The 17,852-nt window shown below is 56.2% G+C and carries 19 protein-coding genes; 9 read left to right on the top strand and 10 right to left on the bottom strand.

Annotated elements, in window-relative coordinates; translation table 11 throughout:
- Nucleotides 1-102 precede the first annotated feature (102 nt).
- The 3 genes from GC165_13060 (at nt 103) to mqnC (ending at nt 2,828) form a co-directional block, all read left to right on the top strand.
- Complete coding sequence (locus tag GC165_13060; GenBank protein MBI1333796.1) at nt 103-879, top strand: hypothetical protein; 777 nt, start codon at nt 103-105, stop codon at nt 877-879.
- Between the two features lie 361 nt (nt 880-1,240).
- The gene (locus GC165_13055) at nt 1,241-1,621 is read left to right on the top strand and encodes a hypothetical protein (protein MBI1333795.1); all 381 of its coding nucleotides are present in this window, start codon (nt 1,241-1,243) and stop codon (nt 1,619-1,621) included.
- Between the two features lie 121 nt (nt 1,622-1,742).
- The gene (gene mqnC / locus GC165_13050) at nt 1,743-2,828 is read left to right on the top strand and encodes a dehypoxanthine futalosine cyclase (protein ID MBI1333794.1); all 1,086 of its coding nucleotides are present in this window, start codon (nt 1,743-1,745) and stop codon (nt 2,826-2,828) included.
- 5 nt (nt 2,829-2,833) lie between these two features.
- Here mqnC and GC165_13045 read toward each other — a convergent pair whose 3' ends face one another.
- Nucleotides 2,834-3,523 carry a hypothetical protein gene (locus GC165_13045; GenBank protein MBI1333793.1) on the bottom strand — a complete coding sequence of 230 codons (690 nt, stop codon included), beginning with the start codon at nt 3,521-3,523 and terminating at the stop codon, nt 2,834-2,836.
- A 5-nt stretch (nt 3,524-3,528) separates the two neighbouring features.
- Complete coding sequence (locus GC165_13040; GenBank protein MBI1333792.1) at nt 3,529-3,918, bottom strand: hypothetical protein; 390 nt, start codon at nt 3,916-3,918, stop codon at nt 3,529-3,531.
- A gap of 429 nt (nt 3,919-4,347) precedes the next feature.
- Between GC165_13040 and GC165_13035 the strand changes: the two genes are divergently transcribed.
- From GC165_13035 to GC165_13025, 3 genes are read left to right on the top strand one after another with little or no spacing between them, the layout of a single operon-like run.
- Nucleotides 4,348-5,406, top strand: coding sequence for a LacI family DNA-binding transcriptional regulator (locus tag GC165_13035; GenBank protein MBI1333791.1), 1,059 nt, complete (start codon nt 4,348-4,350; stop codon nt 5,404-5,406).
- Entirely contained in the window at nt 5,403-6,203 is an 801-nt protein-coding gene (locus tag GC165_13030; protein MBI1333790.1) for a prepilin-type N-terminal cleavage/methylation domain-containing protein, read from the top strand. The genes GC165_13035 and GC165_13030 overlap by 4 nt, the downstream gene beginning before the upstream one ends.
- Before the next feature lie 4 nt (nt 6,204-6,207).
- Nucleotides 6,208-6,525 (top strand): hypothetical protein, encoded by a 318-nt coding sequence (locus GC165_13025; GenBank protein ID MBI1333789.1) that lies wholly within the window; start codon nt 6,208-6,210, stop codon nt 6,523-6,525.
- Nucleotides 6,526-6,558: 33 nt separating this feature from the next.
- Here the strand turns inward: GC165_13025 and GC165_13020 are convergent, their stop codons facing one another.
- Both GC165_13020 and GC165_13015 read right to left on the bottom strand, forming a co-directional pair.
- Nucleotides 6,559-7,887, bottom strand: coding sequence for a HAMP domain-containing protein (locus GC165_13020; GenBank protein ID MBI1333788.1), 1,329 nt, complete (start codon nt 7,885-7,887; stop codon nt 6,559-6,561).
- Nucleotides 7,884-8,597: a response regulator gene (locus GC165_13015; protein MBI1333787.1), complete on the bottom strand. Its 714-nt coding sequence runs from the start codon at nt 8,595-8,597 to the stop codon at nt 7,884-7,886. The genes GC165_13020 and GC165_13015 overlap by 4 nt, the downstream gene beginning before the upstream one ends.
- 168 nt (nt 8,598-8,765) lie before the next feature.
- On the opposite strand from GC165_13015, the gene GC165_13010 reads away from it, so the two are divergent.
- Nucleotides 8,766-9,248, top strand: coding sequence for a hypothetical protein (locus GC165_13010; protein ID MBI1333786.1), 483 nt, complete (start codon nt 8,766-8,768; stop codon nt 9,246-9,248).
- Nucleotides 9,249-9,257: 9 nt separating this feature from the next.
- Nucleotides 9,258-9,758, top strand: a complete 501-nt coding sequence (locus GC165_13005) for a hypothetical protein (GenBank protein MBI1333785.1) — start codon at nt 9,258-9,260, stop codon at nt 9,756-9,758.
- A gap of 58 nt (nt 9,759-9,816) precedes the next feature.
- Here GC165_13005 and GC165_13000 read toward each other — a convergent pair whose 3' ends face one another.
- From GC165_13000 to GC165_12980, 5 genes are all read right to left on the bottom strand, one after another.
- Nucleotides 9,817-10,761 carry a hypothetical protein gene (locus tag GC165_13000; GenBank protein ID MBI1333784.1) on the bottom strand — a complete coding sequence of 315 codons (945 nt, stop codon included), beginning with the start codon at nt 10,759-10,761 and terminating at the stop codon, nt 9,817-9,819.
- A 104-nt stretch (nt 10,762-10,865) separates the two neighbouring features.
- Nucleotides 10,866-11,993 (bottom strand): hypothetical protein, encoded by a 1,128-nt coding sequence (locus GC165_12995; GenBank protein ID MBI1333783.1) that lies wholly within the window; start codon nt 11,991-11,993, stop codon nt 10,866-10,868.
- Nucleotides 11,994-12,045: 52 nt separating this feature from the next.
- Nucleotides 12,046-12,270 (bottom strand): hypothetical protein, encoded by a 225-nt coding sequence (locus GC165_12990; GenBank protein MBI1333782.1) that lies wholly within the window; start codon nt 12,268-12,270, stop codon nt 12,046-12,048.
- Nucleotides 12,271-12,281: 11 nt separating this feature from the next.
- Complete coding sequence (locus GC165_12985) at nt 12,282-13,106, bottom strand: prepilin-type N-terminal cleavage/methylation domain-containing protein (GenBank protein ID MBI1333781.1); 825 nt, start codon at nt 13,104-13,106, stop codon at nt 12,282-12,284.
- Nucleotides 13,107-13,197: 91 nt separating this feature from the next.
- Nucleotides 13,198-14,241: a LacI family DNA-binding transcriptional regulator gene (locus GC165_12980; protein ID MBI1333780.1), complete on the bottom strand. Its 1,044-nt coding sequence runs from the start codon at nt 14,239-14,241 to the stop codon at nt 13,198-13,200.
- Nucleotides 14,242-14,355: 114 nt separating this feature from the next.
- Between GC165_12980 and GC165_12975 the strand changes: the two genes are divergently transcribed.
- Complete coding sequence (locus GC165_12975) at nt 14,356-14,928, top strand: methyltransferase domain-containing protein (GenBank protein ID MBI1333779.1); 573 nt, start codon at nt 14,356-14,358, stop codon at nt 14,926-14,928.
- A gap of 3 nt (nt 14,929-14,931) precedes the next feature.
- Here the strand turns inward: GC165_12975 and GC165_12970 are convergent, their stop codons facing one another.
- A complete protein-coding gene (locus GC165_12970) occupies nt 14,932-17,760 on the bottom strand; it encodes a twin-arginine translocation signal domain-containing protein (protein ID MBI1333778.1) in 2,829 nt (942 codons plus the stop codon).
- Between the last annotated feature and the right edge of the window lie 92 nt (nt 17,761-17,852).

Raw genomic sequence — 17,852 nt, 5'->3', positions numbered from 1 at the left:
TCGATACGGCAACAAAACTTATGTCATCAGGAGCGCAACCGACCGGTCCGGTCGTATTACTAATCCAAATTCTAACCCAGAGTGATAATATAAGCGAGGTCGATGAACTTCGCTGCGCCTGCGCTTCTAATACTCCTTCTCCTGTTGCCAGGCGTTATTGCACGTAATTCATATTTGCGAGGAACGTTCCAGGCTCATCCATTCAAAGCCAAATCTATTGCCGAAGAAGCTGCATTCAGCGCAGTGATTTCAGTCGTACTTCACTTGGCATTTATTACTGGAATCGACCATTTCTATCCGCAAAAAAGAGTAAACATAGAATACGCTATGGCCCTACTTTTCGGGCCCGCGAGCGGAAATGACAAGTTTAGCCTAGCTTTAAAAAATGTCTCGTCAAATGCTGGAGCAATCGCAGCGTATTTCTCGGTCTTGTACATATGCTCATACTTGTTTGCGGTTATTTTGCACGTTTTTGTCCGGGCCGGTAGGTGTGACCTGCAATCGAGGTTGTTGCGTTTTGACCATCCTTGGTATTACCTTTTCGAATCCAATATCCTTGATTTCGACAAAATGGCTGGACCGTTCCCGAGCAGCAACGTTGATGCTGTCTTTACATCCGTTCTTGTTGAACAAGACAGCAAAACGTTTATATACCGAGGAATTGTAGACAAGTACTATTTCGCCGACGATGGAACTCTTGACAGAATTCTTCTTATTTGTGCCCAACGGGCAGTTTTATCTGATGTTCTCGAACAGGAAAAGAACGGGATGGACGTGTATGCTCCATTCGTTTGGATTACTGACTCCGACTATCTTGTAATTTTCATGAAAGATGTAATTAATCTCAATGTCCACTACTGGGATATTGGCGAAAAATAATCCGGGAGCAACTGCTTATTTCAGCTTCAACCGTTCGTGAGCATTCTCAACTCCCACTTGAAGCGGTATAACCGACTGAATACAGGGTGCAGTCCGCCCCGACTGCATCCTGTATAAGTCGGGGCATGAACAATTCTGTCGATGCCCATATAATTTCAATCCAGCCTCCCAAAGATAATAAGTGCCAGAGCATTGAACACAAACAAGCAGAAGACCTTGTGAGCTCAACTATAAGGCTTGCTAGGAAACTTGAGCAAATACGGCTCGAACAGGAACGAGCAATTCTTGACCACAGAACCGCAAATGAGCGGCGAAAAAGCGAGATGGATGAACTTGCCCAATTGCAAAGTAAAATGACCGAATGTCGTCACGTTCATTCGGAAGAGTTGTAGTCACGGAAGTCGGACTTGCGCCTAATACTACTCGCCAAATTCCGATAGAACTTTACGGAACCATAGATTCTAAAACTGCGTTTGGAGGAAATTTTCCCGGAGAATGGGGACTCCAGGCGGCTGGCATATGGAGAGTTTGTAACGAACTCATTAATGAAGCCGAATCGCTTAGCCAGGAAAACCAGAACTTGAAAGCATGTACAGCCTCTATAAAGGAACTGGAGCAATGGCTAACTCAGAATAAGGATAGATTTCCGTCTGGACCGGAGAACTCCCAGTTTGGTCCAGCACTTGACAAGGTCATTCAGACGTTAAAGCAAATTCGGACCAATATGGGCGATTCAAGCTAGTCTAGTTACCCAAAACTACTTTCAGATTCAGTTGAAATCTAGCTCAGGTTCAAGCTGTAAAGGACTGCGTACCTATGGCAATTTCTGAAACTTCATCCGTTATTCTGAGTAGAATATCGGTATGGCGTTCACAACTTCTCCCGGCATCTCGATCGACACGATTGCAGATAAGGTTTACGCCAACCAGCGCATCTCCAGCGAAGAAGCAAAGTTTCTTTTCGACCATCCAAATCCAGTCGAAGTCGCCGCGCTGGCGAACTTCCGACGCGAGCAGAGGACCGACCCGAACACCGTCACCTACATCGTCGGGCGCATCCTCAATTACACGAACGTGTGCTGGGTGCGGTGCAAATTCTGCGCCTTCTACCGGCCGCCGGGCAACGACGAAGGCTACACCCACTCGGACGAAGCTATCCTAGAAAAGGTCCAAGATACGGTCGATAAGGGCGGTGTTGAAATTCTCTTCCAGGGCGGCCTCAATCCAGCGCTGAAGATCGACTATTTCGAGCGCGTCTTCAGTAAGGTCATGGAGCGATTCCCGAACGTGATCCTCCACGCCCTCTCTCCGGCCGAGATCATCTACGTCGCCCACATCTCCCGACTGACGCTCCCCGAGACACTGAAGCGGCTCCACGCCGCGGGTTTGCACTCCATTCCCGGCGCCGGTGGCGAGATTCTTGTGGACCGCGTGCGCAACATCATCGCCCCCTACAAGGACAAGACCGAGGACTGGCTGGCGTGCATGCGCACAGCGGCTTCGATGGGGCTCAAGGGCACGGCGTCAATGATGTTTGGCCACGTCGAGACAATCGACGACCGAATCGAGCACCTCTCGCGCATCCGTGATCTCCAAGACGAGTGCTCGCCGTTTCGAGCCTTTGTCACTTGGAACTTCCAGCCGGAGGACACCAAGCTTCAGATTCCACAGAAGGCTTCAGCGGCCGACTATCTGCGAACGCTGGCGGTCTCGCGAATATTCCTCGACAACTTCGATAACATCCAGCTTTCGATTCTGACCCAGGGTCCAAAGATCGCCCAGATGGGCCTCAAGTACGGTGCAAACGACTTCGGAAGCGTGATGATCGAGGAGAACGTGGTCTCGGCGGCAGGTAACAAATTCATTTTGAACGCCGAGGAGTTCGAGCGGCTGATCGTCGATGCCGGATACACCCCGCACCGACGAAACACCCGCTACGAACTGGTCTAGCCTCTTTACTTGACGGTTACATTCGCGCCGCCCGTCCCAGAGACGGTGACGGTCGATGTGGCGGTCTTGCCCGACTCTGTTTCAGTGGCTGTGATGGTGGCCGAACCCGAGGCGACTGCAGTCACGACGCCCAGCGAATCAACAGTAGCGACCGACGTATCTGACGATGCCCAAGTAAGGGTCGAGGCGGTGATCAACACCGTAGCGCCCGTTGAATCGAATGCCGTGGTGGTCAGCGACTGCGTGTATCCGGGGTCCAAAGAGACCGTGCTGGGCGATACCGACAGAGTTGTGATCGTCGAGGCCATGGTCACGGTTACCGAAGTGGTGCTCGCGGCGGTGATGGCCACGCTTTGAGTGGCGCTAGCCTGGGCGACTCCGCTTCCGTCGGTTGACGGGAATGCTTGAGCCACCAGCGTGAGAGTTCCCGATGGAAGACCCGTAAAGCTGAGTGTGGATTGGTTGCTCGACGTGGGCCGGGCAACGGTTTTGCTAGCGATCACGGTCGTACCCTGCCATAGCGAAACGTTGATGCTGTTGGATGCCTCGGGAATCAAACGAGACTGGTCGGGCCAGGTGATCGTCATGGTCGCTTGGCCAGTTGCTGAGGCTGTCGAGGACGAGCCCGCACACCCGCTCAGCGTTGCGACGAGGGCGGCATAGGCGCAAAATCGGTGAAGTTTACAGTTGATCATGAGGTTTATTTGATGGTCGTATCCAGCCCTCCACTGCCGGTTACGCTGAGACTGACGACATCGCTGGAAACCGATCCATCAATGTTGGAGACGACGACGTAGTAGCTGCCGATATCGGTCGTAGCCGCAGCGGCGACGGAGTAGGATCTGGTGGTGGCACCGGAGAGGGTGGCCCCGTCCTTGTACCACTGGTACTGGAGGTCGCTTCCCGAGGCGGTCACCGAGAACGATGCCGCGCTGCCTTCGGCGACGGATACGGAGCTGGGCTGGGTAACGATGGACGGTCCAGCCACGGTGGCGGTGCCTCCGCCTCCCCCGCACGCAATCAGCGTAGCGACGAGTGCGACGGCTAACGAGGACCGAAGTCCCCAGGTTCGAATGTTGGGTCGAATCATGTTTGTTCCTGTCGTAAGGGATGAGAAGGAGCCCGCCTTGCGGCGGGCTGTTGTTGGGGTTTTTGGATTGGAAGGAAAGATGGTTTAGCGAATGCCTGGTGGTGCTTCCGGTGCCATGGTGCTCTCCTGTCGCGGATTCATCGACCGCGTTGATCTAGAGTCCCAAAGATTTGTTTGGAAATTATTTGGAAATGATGGCTGCCCAGGTTCAAACTGGCTTCTTCATCCCGTCTTCATGCCTACATCGGCCCGAATGGGTCGGTGTAGGATTGCGCAGGAAAAGCTTGCTAAATCATTTGCGCAACTTCTTAGCCGCTTTGGGACCAATTTTTGAACCTAAACGAGGGCATTTTTGTAATTTCGATGCAAAACCCCTTCACATTTTCCGAAAGAGTCGTATAATGCTCAAATAATTGAGCAACGAAGCTTATGGGAACGAAGAGGAACCAAAATAGGGCAACGCTGCAGGCAGTAGCCGATAAGGCCGGAGTTTCGGTCACGACGGCTTCCCTGGTTTTAAGCGGGAAACATGAGATTCGCCGAATCTCGGAAAACGCCCAAGGCCGCGTATTGAAAGCCGCTGCGGAACTGAATTACGCGCCGAACATGCTCGTCCGCTCCCTTCGCAAAGGGCGCTCCCATATCATCTCCTTCTACAACGGCTTCCGACATCGCAAAAGCAGTGACCTGTACATGGACAAGCTGGCGACGTCGATCGAGTACGCCGGCGGTTCGCACGGATACGACGTGTTGGTCCAATGCAACTACCAGCGGAGTAACCAGGAGAGCTACGAATTCCTCAACGGTGGCATGGCAGACGGTGTGCTGATGTTCGCTCCCGACACGAAGGACCCGCTGATGGAGCTCCTGCGCCGAAGCGATCTCCCCGTGGTTCTGCTCAACACTCGCGATCACGCGGGCATGTTCCCTTCCGTGGCAGATGACAACGACACCGGACTCAAGATTTTAGCCAAAACGCTGGTCGACCTCGGCCACTCAAACATTGCAGCATTCAGTAGCGAAGGCAGCGACATCCGCGACGCCGAAACCCGCGTCCGCAATCTGGGTAAATGGCTGGCCAAACGGGGCATCAAGGAACTGATGGTCTGCGAACACGTTCATGCCGAGGCCATCGACGAGGTGCTACAGAAGCTCCTGGGTCAACCCACCCCCCCGACAGCTCTATTCTGCTGGCATGACAAACTGGCCTACAGCGTGCTCGATGCCTGCGAGCGCATCGGCGTTTCTGTTCCCAGTCAGCTTTCCGTTATCGGCTACGACGGTATTCGCTGGCCTGCTCGATCTGGCCATGTCGCGGCGTCCATTCACGTCGATCTGGAAATTCTGGCGGAAATGGGTGTCCGCATTCTGGATCGCTACGTCAGCGGCTACGACGGCCCGCTGATCGAAGAAACCCTTCCAATTTCACTCTCCCCTGGGACCACGCTTGGCCCCACCCCGGTTTTGCTCAAAGGTGAGACATCATGAAACAATCAACGCAGAGACCATCATCCAAGGCGTTCACACTTATCGAACTCCTTGTCGTCATCGCGATCATCGCAATTCTTGCGGCGATCCTCTTCCCCGTCTTCGCTCAGGCGAAGCTCGCAGCCAAAAAGGCCAGCGACCTCTCCAACACCAAGCAGCTCGCACTCGGAATTTATATGTATGGTTCCGATGTGGACGACACCTATCCCTTCTGCTGGGGATGGAATTCCGAATGGAGACCGTGGCATATTCAGGTTGCACCTTACGTCAAGAACCTGCAAATCTGGCGCTCGCCGGTTGACAACTGGAATCGTGGCAATACCTCCACTTACCCCGCCATCGATCCTGCCAACTGTAGCGATCCCAACAAGCCCGCGATCGGTGTGACCTATTCCATGAACTACACCTGGCCCGCAGGCGGTTGGGGTTGGTCGTCCAACGACGAGCAGGAACTGATGTCGCCGACGTCCTCGGCCGGCGGCGCATCGCAGACGTCCGTTCCTTCGGTTGCGACCACGATCATTATGGCCCCGCGACCGAACTGGTACCACCAGTGGTGCCAAGGTTGGGCGACGGAAGTCTTCTTCAACTACGGCGAATTCACCATGCAGGGTGGTGGACAGAAGATGTTCGGCAACGGAACCAACTATGGCTTCTGCGACGGACACTCGAAGTTCATGGCCCCCGCCGCAACCCTCGTCCCACAGGGCGCTCAGTCTGGAATGGCCAAGCCGGCCGACTGGCCGTCTGGAACCGACTGGCCGTGGCCGGTTGGTATGTGGGATAAGCGACAGTAAGCCTATGAAGAACCGAAATACCCTCATCGCATCGCTGGCGGTCGCCGCGCTCCTCGCCCTCATTGGGTGCGGAGCCGGAGACTTGGACCAAGGACAGGTGAAATACACGCCAGGCGTTCCGCCTTGGAAGGAGACGGATCCGGCCAAGAAAGGTCCGGGAGGCATCAGCAGTGGAGGCAACGGTGGTGGAACCGGCGGCGCTCAAACGACTGCCCCGGGCATGGCGCCGGGCTCCGATATGAAAGGAAACTCCACGGCTCCCCCGCCGGGCGGAGGACCTCCAGGAATGACGGCTCCCGACCGCGGAATGGGCGGCAAGTAAGTTCACTGAGCCCTGGCTTCGGCCAGGGCTTTTTTATGCCTTCAGCAAAGGGAGTTTGATGGTTGCGGAAAAGCCGCCTTCGGGTCGGTTCTTAAGTTCCAAAGTGCCGTGGTTGGCCTTTGCCGCTCTTCCGGCGATGGCAAGACCCAAGCCCAAACCATCCTGGCCTCCCGCCGGTTGGTCTACGCCACGATAGAACGGCTTCGTCAAGCGGTTGACGATCTCTTCTGGTGCGCCTGGACCTTGGTCGAGCACCTGGAGGGCTGCCCAATGGTCCAAGGTCGAGAGGTGGACCGTTACCGCCGTGCTGGCGGGGGCGAATCGGAGCGCGTTGCGAACTAAGTTTTCCAAGGCGGAATAGATCGACCCAGGTTCGCCGTGCTGACTAAGGGATAGTGGACCTTCGTAGCTCAGCGAAACCTTCTTGGCCGATGCCTCCAGCGAGTACTGCTCCACCACACTCTGAGCCAGGCCGGCGAGGTCGTATTCGCGGGTGTCGAGAACCTGGTGGTGATCGAGGCGAGACAGCGAGGATAACTGTCCCACCATCCATCCAAGGCGTTCACAATCCTGATCCAGTCGATCCAGTAGGTCTTCTCGGTTGGGCGGATTCTTCCGCAGCAGTTCGTTGACCAGCTTCATGCGCGCGACCGGAGACCGAATTTCATGCGATACGTCGGCAAGAAAGCGGGTCTGCTCCTTGGCCTGTTCTTCAAGAGTGGTCGCCATCTGGTCAAAGTCGGTCGTAAGGTCTTCCAGTTCGGCGAATCTTCGCTTTCCTTCACCGGCCCGGGCGGATAAGTCGCCGTTCGCGATCCGATGGGCAGCGGCACGAAGGCGTTCAACCGGGAGCGCGTATCGACGAGCCACGATAAGACACATCAGCACCGGCACCGCAATGATGAGGAACACCCGAATGAGGGTGAGTGGACTGCCAAGCGGAGGAGCTTGGACAATGAAGACGGAGCGGCTCGTGCCACCAATATAGCTAGCAGCCGAGATCGGGCCGGTCATCGAGAATCTGACCTCCCTTCCTTGCTTCTTCAAACTGGCTTCGTAGACGCTCCGCCAACCTTCTTGCAAGTCGCCGTAACCCACCCCGTTCGAGACAAGACCGTAACTAAGTTCCTTCGAGGTTCCTAGAGAGCGGAGATAGGCTCGGCAAGCATCGGGCCCCTGCTCTTCCAAATACTTGGCGGCGAGAGTCCCGGGAGCCTGCATCGTGGACGCGCTCATCTCCTGGAAATGCCGAAAACCAAACGATCGCGTCGAAACGCTAAGCAGAAAGACGAATTGGAGTAGGACCGTCAGGGCGACGCCGATGAACAGAGAAATGTAGAGAGACCAGAAAAAGCGCTTCATGGCGATGGGTCAGCCGGGACGGCGAGCAGGTAGCCGTAGCTACGCACGGTTTTGATGCGGTCCAGACCGTCTACGCCAAGACCAAGCTTCTTGCGGAGGTTGCTGATGTGCATGTCGATGCTCCGATCGAATGGAAGGAGTTCGCGTCCCAGGCAGTTCGAAAGTTCTTCGCGAGGAACGACCTTACCAGGTGCGGAAATCAGAGCGGAGAGAATATCGAATTCGGCGGCCGTAAGGTCGAGCGGTTCGGCTCCACGATAGGCGGTACGGCTGAGAGGATTAATCGAGAGATCAGAGAGGCGAAGGAGGTCGGGCTGACTAACGTTAGCGTCGGTCCGTCGGATGATAGCCCGGATGCGAGCGACGACCTCGCGGGCATCGAACGGCTTGGACACGTAGTCGTCGGCCCCAAGCTCGAGCCCGACGATGCGGTCGATATTGCTTCCCCTCGCGGTGAGCATCAACACCGGAGTGGATGACTGGGTACGCACTTCGCGAAGGATGTCGATACCGCTTTTGCCCGGAAGCATGAAGTCCAGCACTACCAGCCGATAGCGACCAGAGACAATGCGGGCGACGGCATCGACGCCCGTGTGACAGGTCTCCACCGCGAAGCCCTCCTGATCGAGGATTTCGTAAAAAAGTTCGCAGAGCGCCACGTCGTCGTCCACGATGAGAATCGGGAGCTGGCTGAAGGCAGACGGACTCATAAAACGGGCATCACCATTATAGGATTTGAATTTAGATTACGCTAGGTGAACCTGAGCCTGAAGGTTCTTTACACTTCTATACATTCGCCCGACACGACGCCGACCAACCTTTTGGAGTTAACGACGAATAATCCTTCCATAGGTTCACGACCTAGAGGAGAAACACAGATGAAACTGAAAACACTCGCCGCCATCGTTGTCCTCGCCCTGCCATTCGGCGCTCTGGCTCAGACTCGAGGAGGCGGCAACGGTGCGCAACTGAAGGCCGACGTCGAAAAATTGATGACGGACGTCAAGACGATCTCGGCTGGATCGGATGTGACGCAGGACGAACTACAGGCTCTGCGATCGGCAGTGAACTCGATCGTCACGACCGGCAACAAGCCCGACCCGGCATTGGTCTCCAACCTGCAGACCACGGTGAAGAACGCGAAGTCAGACGGGACTATCACGAACGCGGAAAAGGCGCAGATCTACCAGGCTGGAATGGCGGTGCTCAATAGCGCCAATGTGACACCCGCTCAGGTTCAGGCCGTGATGTCGGCGGCGAAGGTGATCGCGCAGGCTAGCAATATCACCCAAAACGACGTGATGCTGATCAAGGACGACATATTCACCATCATCAACGACCTGCCAAAGAAGAACCCCTAAGGATTTCGAATGAAGACACTTTCTCTCGCACTTTTCTTCGTCCTCTGCCTGGCCGCCGCCAGCCCCGCCCAAAAGAAGCCATCGCATGGCACAAAGAGCAAATCGGGCCAAACCAAGCGGGGCGGAACCGCCAGCGGAACTGTAACCTCGAAGCCCGGGTCGGTTTCGGGAAGTGGAACCGCGACAAGCAAGAACGGCAAGACCGTTAGCGGTAACGGCAATGTGACCTATGGCAAAGGCAAAGCCTCGGCGAGCGGTACGGTTACAGGACCAAAGGGCAAGTCGGCATCGGCTTCCGGTCAAGCCACGTACGGCAACGGAACCGTAAGTGGATCCGGAACGGCTACTGGTCCGAACGGGAAGACGGCGTCGGGCTCGGGAACGGTAACAAACACCGGTTCGGGCTATGACTACACAGTCAGCGGTACCGGCTCAAATGGCAATACCAAGACCAAGTCAGGCACCGCCAATGGCTCGAAGAAAGGAAAACTAAAAGGCCGAAAAGGCTAGATCGATTTCGCACGTTCATGCGAATACCCCGGCCCCCTTGCATCCAGACTTGGGGGTCTTACGCTTTGCTCAAGACGACGGCTCGATCATCAATAGAAGCCGAGCGGCCAACGACGCTATCCGAGGCCTTGGGTGGCGTTTTGACAAATTCGCCTTGCACGCCTTCAACAACAAGTTTGCCGTCGGTGGTGAACTCCATGAAAGCGAAAAGTGGCTTGGTATAAGGCCACATGCCGCTCGACCAGAAGTAGCTGGCTGAGTTGACGCAATAGAACGGGATGTTTTCGACGTGCTCTAGGCGGTCGACGTGGAGGTGACCGAACATCGAGACCGCAACCGCCCCCTTAGGATTCGCCTTTGCACACTTGGCAAGCAGGTCGACGATCTGCTGTTGCTCGGGCGGGAGGCTCTGGTTGGGCTCCGCGAAGCCCAGCGGCTGGTGAGAAAGGAGGATCACCGGCTTTTTGGCTTTGAGCAGAGTCTGCTCCAGCCAGGCAAGCTGTTCTGGATCGGCCCAGTTGTAGGTGGCATTGTCGGTAAAGTAGTTGCCGTTGGCGTAGGAGACCAACTCGCCGTTCTTTTTGAAGTGGTTGAGGTCTAGCCAGACGAACAGGAAGCCGCGAGTGTCGTGGGTACCGTACCGCGACTTCATGCTCCAGAACTTCATGGCGGCTGTCTTGTCGCACTTGTCCATGTCGTGGTTACCCAGGACCTGAATCTTGGGGGGCTTGAGCGATTGGAACTTCTTGACGAACTCGACCGAGCCGGGATCGGAATAACAGAAATCACCCAGTTGGAGGATGAGGTCGATGTCCTTGCGAGGATGGACGGCTTCATAGAAGGCGTCGAATCGAGTCTCTGCATCGGGCGCGAGGCCGTGGTGGATGTCGGTGATGACGGCCATGCGGAAAGCCTTCTTCGGCCGAGTAGCCAAGGCGAGAGGAATTTCGAGGCGACTAAGGGCCAGGCATCCACCGGCGACGAGGAGTTCGCGACGCGTCATTTGTTGTGATCGTATCACGGTCGTGTTAAGAGTGGCTGGGCCATTGTTATCTCGGCGAAGCTTTTCCCAAAAATTGACTGCTCATATTGTCGCAACAGGTTGGGCTATGTACCGATGCTGATGTCCAGCAATTTCTGGGCCCTCTCGCATTGGCCCTGGGCAAGCAAGGCAGCAACACGATCCAAGGTCTCCCTATCTGCCTTGGCCTCTTTGCGTCGGCGGAAGAGCTTTTCTGGCAGTCGGAGGTCGTCCGGCGTAAAGCGAAACGTTGGTTCGACATATTGCTTGCGGAGTGATTGGGTGGCTTCGAGATCGCGATAACCGAACTCTTTTGACGGTTCAATCACGGTTCCCTCTCCCCAGTCGTTCCAAGTTGCGATCTGGACTACCGGAGCCGAACCCTGCAACGCCTCCGACAGCGTGTGTCGATAGGTCTTACCATCATCGTCGGTGACGGTTCCCCAAGAGCCATGAACCCCCGCCTCCTTATAGATATCTATGAAGCGGGGATAGGCACCGGCGATATAAACCGGCCAGGACTTGGTCCGGTCCAGAAACGCAAGTCTTTCCTTCTCGCATCCTTCGTTTCCGCCTTGCGGCAATGGCCAATCGTAGCCGCCGATCGCGTTGGCGCGACGATGGTGTAGAGTGAAGAACGACACATCGATGCCGGATAGCATTTTCGACCAGTCGCCGTCTTGGTAGTACTGGGGGCCGAATACCAGGAGGGCGGGTTTTCCGTCGATCCGCAAGTAGTTCTTCCCTGAAAACCAGTTGGTCTCCAGCCAACGCATTGCTCGTCGGCCATCGGCAACCGCGTCCTCGGTCTTCACCACCTTGTTCTCGATCAAGTACTTTAACGTTTGGTCCTCGTACACCACGCCGAACTTCATGCCCAGCTTCTTGGTTTCCTCAAAGACCATCTGCGACGCCTTGTGAATGAACGGATAGTCCCAAAGATCGTCGATGCCGTACCAATCGATGAACACCCCGTCGATCCCAGCTAGCTTCATAGTGAGGAGTTGATACTCGATGACGTCCGAGTCTTGAGAATCGTACGGACCGATAACCGGGTGGAATTGCGATGCGATCGTCCCTGCGTCCGGGTTAAAGTGGTTCATCGTCCAATGCCATCCCCAATCCGAGTGGAACGGCTTGGCTTGGTACCACGGCATGTAGTGCGCCATGATCACCTTCGGCAGAGCCAGGGCGAGGCAGAGCGATATCATCATAATGATTGTAAGGCACGCCGCAAGCGACGTGCCGATTCGGAGCCGAACGAAGCTACTTCTTGGGCGAATTGGCGTAAGCTTGGCCTGCCGCCTTCTGTTGCTCCAACCTTGCCTTGAGGGCCTGTTTTTGGGCTTCCGGCATGTTGGGATTGTTGTCGAGCGCCTTGATTTGGGCCGCGGATGCGTCGGCCGGAGACTGAACCGCCTCCGACACCGACGAACCGCATCCCGTCAAAACCAGAGCCAATCCGGCGAAAAGTAGCGATGTTCGAATCATCGTTCCCATCCTTAGTACGGTGCCGGCATGATGCCCGAGATATAGATGTTGCGGTACCACATGACGCTTCCGCGCTTCATGCCCTTCGCGTGGCCATCGGCAAACACCATGTTGGCACTGTCGGCATGACGATAGCGTGGGAAGCTTCCGCATTGAGCGTACGTGTCCCACTGGGTCGGGTCAAAGCTATCCGAAGCGCCGAAGTCGCAGTCGCGGTTGATGCTGTGGTCGATGTCCCAGTGGTGACCATCGACCGTTCCCGGGGGGTTACCCACGGTATCGACCCATCCCCATTCGTCGGCGATGAACTGGAGCCAGTTCGAATTGCCTTTGTTCAAGCCTTTTTCGGTGAGGAAGACCTTGATGGCGGGCTCATCGACGGCGGTCGAGGTAACTGTAGCGGTGGTCGCCGAGTTGATCCACGGCACGTTACCGCCATCTGGGAAGAGCCAGTTATGGACGCCATACACGGCTTCCTGGTCAAATGTGGACGCGCAGTGGAAGAGTCCGCCCTTGCCGCTCGCACGGCCATTGAAGGTGAATTTGTCGCCGTTCTTGATGTAGGGATAGACGCTGTCGAACCAACGAATTTGGGCGGCGGAAGGGTTGCTGTAGTCCCAGTACTGGTCCATGGGGAAAGTGTCGTCGTTATCGCCCTGATACATGATCACCCCAAGACCGACCTGCTTCTGGTTGGACAGACAAGTGGTCTTCTTGGCGGCCTCCTTGGCTTGGGCGAAAACGGGGAAAAGAATGGCGGCAAGAATGGCAATAATCGCGATGACGACGAGAAGTTCTATGAGTGTGAATGCACGCTTCGATGGGTTGAATTTCACAGTATTTTTCCTCTAAAAGCATCCTGAACGACATTGTCAGGCATGGTCGAGCGCGAGGGGCGCGGCAGGGACGAATGGGCAGGAAAACAGGTCACGGCTTGAGCCTCAGGGTAGGAGCCGGCGACAGCTCGGGTCGGAAGCGAATAATGGTCTGCTCGCTCTCTTTGCCGGAGATCAGGAAGTCGAGCAGTTCCGGCGAGCCGAAGCGGGCGAGGTTGTCGACTTCAATGCCTTGGTAGGCCATCGCTTCGCCGAACATAAGGGTGAAGAAGCAGGACGTGATGCCGGCAGCGGCGTAATCTTCGCCGAGGGTCTTGCCGATGCGGGCGAGGCAACCTTCGAGGGCATGCCAGGCGAAGTTGCCCGAGCCAATGACGAAGCCGGTCGGACGTTGGTCTTCTGGCAATGCCAACCACTCGGTGATCCGCTTCTCGTTGGGGACAAGTTCGTCGTCGAACTCCGCGAAGAAACGGTGGTCGGGAGCGCGTCCGAGGAGCCGTTGGTGCGCCTCGACGTAGCCACGACGAAGAGAGTGGACGAAGCCATCGTCGCTGTCGAACCCAAGATAGGCGATTCGCTGATGCCCCTGCTCAACCACGGTCTGAAGAGCGTTGGACATTGTCCATTCATGGTCGAAGTCGATCTGTCGCCAGTTGGGGTGCTTCACCTCGTGGCGTCCTTTGACGATGAAGGGGATGCCGAGGCTCTCCAAGAGCAGGGCCTGTTCCTCCGTGTCGGCTTCCCTACCCCACAAGATCATAGCGTCGCAGGCTCGCGAACTGGCGAGCTTGCGCAGGTTGTCGAGAACTTCCTCGCGGGTACCGAAGTTAGCGACGCGAAGGTCGTAGCCGCGCTTTTGGAGTTCCTCCGAAAAGACATCGACGAGGCCGGTGTACGCCAAGCGGTAGTTCATGCCTTCCAAGCGGCGGTAGACAAGGGCAATAGTATTGGTTTTGCCGCTGCTAAGGGCTTGGGCCGCAGTGTTGGGTTGGTAGTTGAGCTTACGCGCAGCCTCGAAGATCCTCGTTCGAGTCTCCTCGGAAGCCCAGACCTTTTCCTTCCCATTGAGGACCCCGGAAACCAGGGAGGGAGAAAGATTCAGCCGCTCTGCTACATCCTTCAATCGCGTTCGCATACTTATATGAATCGGTTCATATGAAACGGTTGATATGGCATTGTAACACGGGTTTTGCAGATTGTGAAGACTTTTTTAAGGGTGCTATAAAGGATGTAGAATGATGACGTGCAGATTGACCGATCAAATGGTTACGAGGCGATCGCACACACCATTGCGGAAGCACGCTCGAACTCGATTGGGGCGACAAAGGTCCGCGAGTGGGCTCGCATTCTTGCGCCCGGTGCCACCATCCTCGACATTGGCTGCGGAAGCGGAGTGCCGATCTCTCAGGTTCTCATCGAGGACGGCTTTAACGTCTTCGGCGTGGATGCTTCAGAAACATTGGTGCAGGAGTTTCGCCAACGCTTCCCATCGCAAATGGTCGAATGCAGTACCGTCGAAGACTCGAGCTTTTTCGACCGAAAGTTCGATGCCATGGTCTCGTGGGGTCTGATGTTTCTCCTAACTGCCGATGCTCAGCGGGAGCTGATCGGCAAAGTCGCACGCGCGTTAAACCCGGGAGGTCACTTTCTCTTCACCTCGCCACGCGACGTCTGCACCTGGTTGGATGGAATGACCGGCCACGAATCCCGTTCGCTCGGTCAAGAGGCATATGAAGCGTGCCTTCAAGAAAACGGACTCGAACTGGTTGGGAACGCCGTAGATGAAGGCGAGAACTACTATTATTTCGCCTGTATGACGTAAGAGTTAGGTCCTGTGGGCATACTCGACCGACTCCTTCCCTGCTCCGGTTCGGCTATATGTCCCCCAACCCTGTTCATTGATGAACGCGCAACGAAATGCTCCCTTCGCTTTTGGAGCAAAGGACATCTTGTGCTTCGGACCATCGACCTGGAAGCCGCACATGCTGACGAAGGCTCCGTACGAGGCCATCGCCCGACCATAGTGATCACTACATTCGATTTCGTTGTAAGGGTTGCGCATCGAAGGGCGATAGCGGTGGTGAATGGCGTATACGAGCGCAAGCCCTTCGTCCACCATGTCCTCGGCGATCATATGGGCGGCAACCTGATACTCAAAGCCACTCATGCACTCATTGAAGTAACCGGTCGCCCAGGCGTCGCCGCCCTTGCCCACCGACTCGGCGGCCCCGCCATGCGGAAAACTGCACATCACTAAGCCCGGATCACCTGGTATGGCGTACCAACGTCCCCCGGGAATCCCGCGCACCTTGCGCCGATATTCCCACACATCATCGTAAAAGCTGTACTTGAATAGTGCTCCCAGAGCCGAGAGCGCTTCCTTCTTCGGCACAATCCGCGGCAGGCCGACCTGGTGCGCCCACGATTGGCCATACAACTGGTCGATATGACACCCGTTGTTGGTGTTGTTCGATTCGGGATGGTTCGGGTCGATCTTATGGATGAAGTACTCACCGTTGAACAATTGCGACACCAATCGTTGAGAGCCTGATTCGGCGATGGAGCGACATTGGTCGGCAAATTCAGAGTCGTCCATGTCTTTAGCCATGGCTTCGCTCGCGCGCAGCGCCGCCACATACAACGAAGAAATCCAGGCGATCTCGCCGTACCAAGCGGTGTCGAGCGTGTTGTACTGCGCCCCGTCCAGGATGCCATCGTGGCCCTGGTCCTGGTTGATCAGGTACTGCATCGCCTGCTTCACGTTGGGCCAAATGCCGGTCAGGAAAGCCTTATCCGCCGACATCTGGTGCTCGCGATACGCGCGCAGAATGCACCCACACTGTCCGTCGTGGGCCACGATTCGGTGGTATTCGGCGCGATAATCGATCGCGCCCGAGTCCTTATGAAAGGCGAAGTCGAAGTCAATCTTGGAGCGTAGATATCGTTCGACTTCGGGAAACACCCTGCCGATCGCCTGAGCGTAGCCCCACACGTGCGTGCAGGTTCCCGCACAGCACCCGATGCCCTCCCAAAAGTAGAATCGTCCATCCTCAAACCGATGGCATGTCGTCGTCGCGAGGATGCTGGTGTTGACAAATGTTCGATCGAGGAACCAATGCGGCAACGTGGAGTCGTACCACGTGCGGTTCCAAGCCAGCGTCTTGTCGCGGAGGGTCGTCCAATTCGCAATGAGGTCGGCGGCAACTGCGGCGGCATCCTTCCACTTGGTGGCGTACCAATTTTGTTTGCCCGGGAGCGAGCGGTCGACATTGGGAAAGTGCCAAGCCACCACGAGCGTAACCTCTTTGGTCTCCCCTGGCTGAAGTTCGACCGTTCTGCTCGCAATGTCATTAGCGACATCGCTCCCACCAACAAATTCCACGCAAAACGTGCCGAAGTCGGGCGCCTCGACGAGGGGAGTCTGGTTACGCGGAGTGTCGCTAAACTCGACTTCGCCCAGCGAAATCTGCCCCCAACCGCCGGTGAAGCTATCGACGACCTGGATGACAGCGATCTGGCCATTGAAGCTGCGAACATCGAGCGCCGTCCACGCCATCTCATTACTGTCGTGCCCGGTGATGCTCCGCACCACTCGGCCATCGATCAGCAGGTTCACGCAAGTCTGCCCCTTGTGGCTACCGCCCCCGACGCGCATGTTGATGTAATCACGGTCAATGGTGAACTCGGGCGAGGTGAGGGTGCCGACATGCTGGTCGGCCTGAACCACGTCTTCGCCATTGCGATTGTTGTGGGTGTTGACTACGTATTCGGTGCCCGCGTGGACAGGGCCCATGTACGACGGCAGGTCGGTGACCTTTCGGGGTCCAGGGCCGAAGGCGGTACCCGTGGTGACCCATTTGCCGTAAGTGCCGGACGACCAGTTTTCGAAAATGACGGGCCGCCGCCGACGCGCTTCGTTAGCCGTCGGTTGGGCCGAAAAGAGCACGCCTCCCGAGTCGGTCTTAGCCGACATGAGTCTGAAGTCGCTCCGCGTTGTCCGGCTGTGCGAAAGGACTGGGTTGTCCGTAAAATACTGCAGACGATAGCTGGCCGAAGCCGCTCCCGTGTTCTTGATCGCGAACGTGAGCGTAGTGGCCGGGAAAGAAGAACTCTCAACCTCAAGGGGAACAAACGGTGAGAAGGCGACGAGAGTCATTTCCACGTCGGCGTCGGCCTGAGAGTACGACACCTTTCCGACTGGATACTCGCCGCGAAATTTGATGGTGCCGAAGTGAACGCGCTTTTCCGGCTTTCCAAGCAGAATCAATTCAAACCGCTGGGTGAACGGCGACTGCTGGTGCACGGGATCGACGTAGTTAGCACCCGTGCCCTGCGAGAGCGTCTCGCCCATGAAGGTTGTGTTGGTCCGTTCGACTGCGCCCTCCTTCTTCTGGTTAAACACGTCCCAGTTCCACAACTGGCCGTCACCACCAAGGTACACCGTGCCGGCAAAGAGCCCGCCGATCGGCATGCCGATGTACTTGAGGTCCGCACCGGTATACACCTCCGGCTCGGTTCTCGACCGGAGCTTCGGATTCTTCGCCTTTAATCGCATAGGCTCCTGCTGAGCGGGAGCGGAGGCGGCAAGCGGACCGACAACGGCAGCGGCAGTGGTGGTGGCAATGAAATCGCGACGAGAGAGGTTGTTCGACATGGGCTCCTTTGACCGTTAGCCCATGCTACCCACTCAGTCCGGGTCTATGATTTATGCTAGGAAATCGAACCTTTTCACCGTCTAAACGGCCA

Source organism: Armatimonadota bacterium (genome assembly GCA_016125185.1).
Classification (GTDB): Bacteria; Armatimonadota; Fimbriimonadia; order Fimbriimonadales; family Fimbriimonadaceae; genus Fimbriimonas.
This window is presented reverse-complemented; position numbering and strand designations above follow the sequence as displayed.

Bases quoted from the DNA above. Each gene is read 5' to 3' on its own strand.
- GC165_13060 (MBI1333796.1), top strand. From the start codon at position 103: ATGAACTTCGCTGCGCCTGCGCTTCTAATACTCCTTCTCCTGTTGCCA.
- GC165_13055 (MBI1333795.1), top strand. From the start codon at position 1,241: ATGTCGTCACGTTCATTCGGAAGAGTTGTAGTCACGGAAGTCGGACTT.
- mqnC (MBI1333794.1), top strand. From the start codon at position 1,743: ATGGCGTTCACAACTTCTCCCGGCATCTCGATCGACACGATTGCAGAT.
- GC165_13045 (MBI1333793.1), bottom strand. From the start codon at position 3,523: ATGATCAACTGTAAACTTCACCGATTTTGCGCCTATGCCGCCCTCGTC.
- GC165_13040 (MBI1333792.1), bottom strand. From the start codon at position 3,918: ATGATTCGACCCAACATTCGAACCTGGGGACTTCGGTCCTCGTTAGCC.
- GC165_13035 (MBI1333791.1), top strand. From the start codon at position 4,348: ATGGGAACGAAGAGGAACCAAAATAGGGCAACGCTGCAGGCAGTAGCC.
- GC165_13030 (MBI1333790.1), top strand. From the start codon at position 5,403: ATGAAACAATCAACGCAGAGACCATCATCCAAGGCGTTCACACTTATC.
- GC165_13025 (MBI1333789.1), top strand. From the start codon at position 6,208: ATGAAGAACCGAAATACCCTCATCGCATCGCTGGCGGTCGCCGCGCTC.
- GC165_13020 (MBI1333788.1), bottom strand. From the start codon at position 7,887: ATGAAGCGCTTTTTCTGGTCTCTCTACATTTCTCTGTTCATCGGCGTC.
- GC165_13015 (MBI1333787.1), bottom strand. From the start codon at position 8,597: ATGAGTCCGTCTGCCTTCAGCCAGCTCCCGATTCTCATCGTGGACGAC.
- GC165_13010 (MBI1333786.1), top strand. From the start codon at position 8,766: ATGAAACTGAAAACACTCGCCGCCATCGTTGTCCTCGCCCTGCCATTC.
- GC165_13005 (MBI1333785.1), top strand. From the start codon at position 9,258: ATGAAGACACTTTCTCTCGCACTTTTCTTCGTCCTCTGCCTGGCCGCC.
- GC165_13000 (MBI1333784.1), bottom strand. From the start codon at position 10,761: ATGACGCGTCGCGAACTCCTCGTCGCCGGTGGATGCCTGGCCCTTAGT.
- GC165_12995 (MBI1333783.1), bottom strand. From the start codon at position 11,993: ATGATGATATCGCTCTGCCTCGCCCTGGCTCTGCCGAAGGTGATCATG.
- GC165_12990 (MBI1333782.1), bottom strand. From the start codon at position 12,270: ATGATTCGAACATCGCTACTTTTCGCCGGATTGGCTCTGGTTTTGACG.
- GC165_12980 (MBI1333780.1), bottom strand. From the start codon at position 14,241: ATGCGAACGCGATTGAAGGATGTAGCAGAGCGGCTGAATCTTTCTCCC.
- GC165_12970 (MBI1333778.1), bottom strand. From the start codon at position 17,760: ATGTCGAACAACCTCTCTCGTCGCGATTTCATTGCCACCACCACTGCC.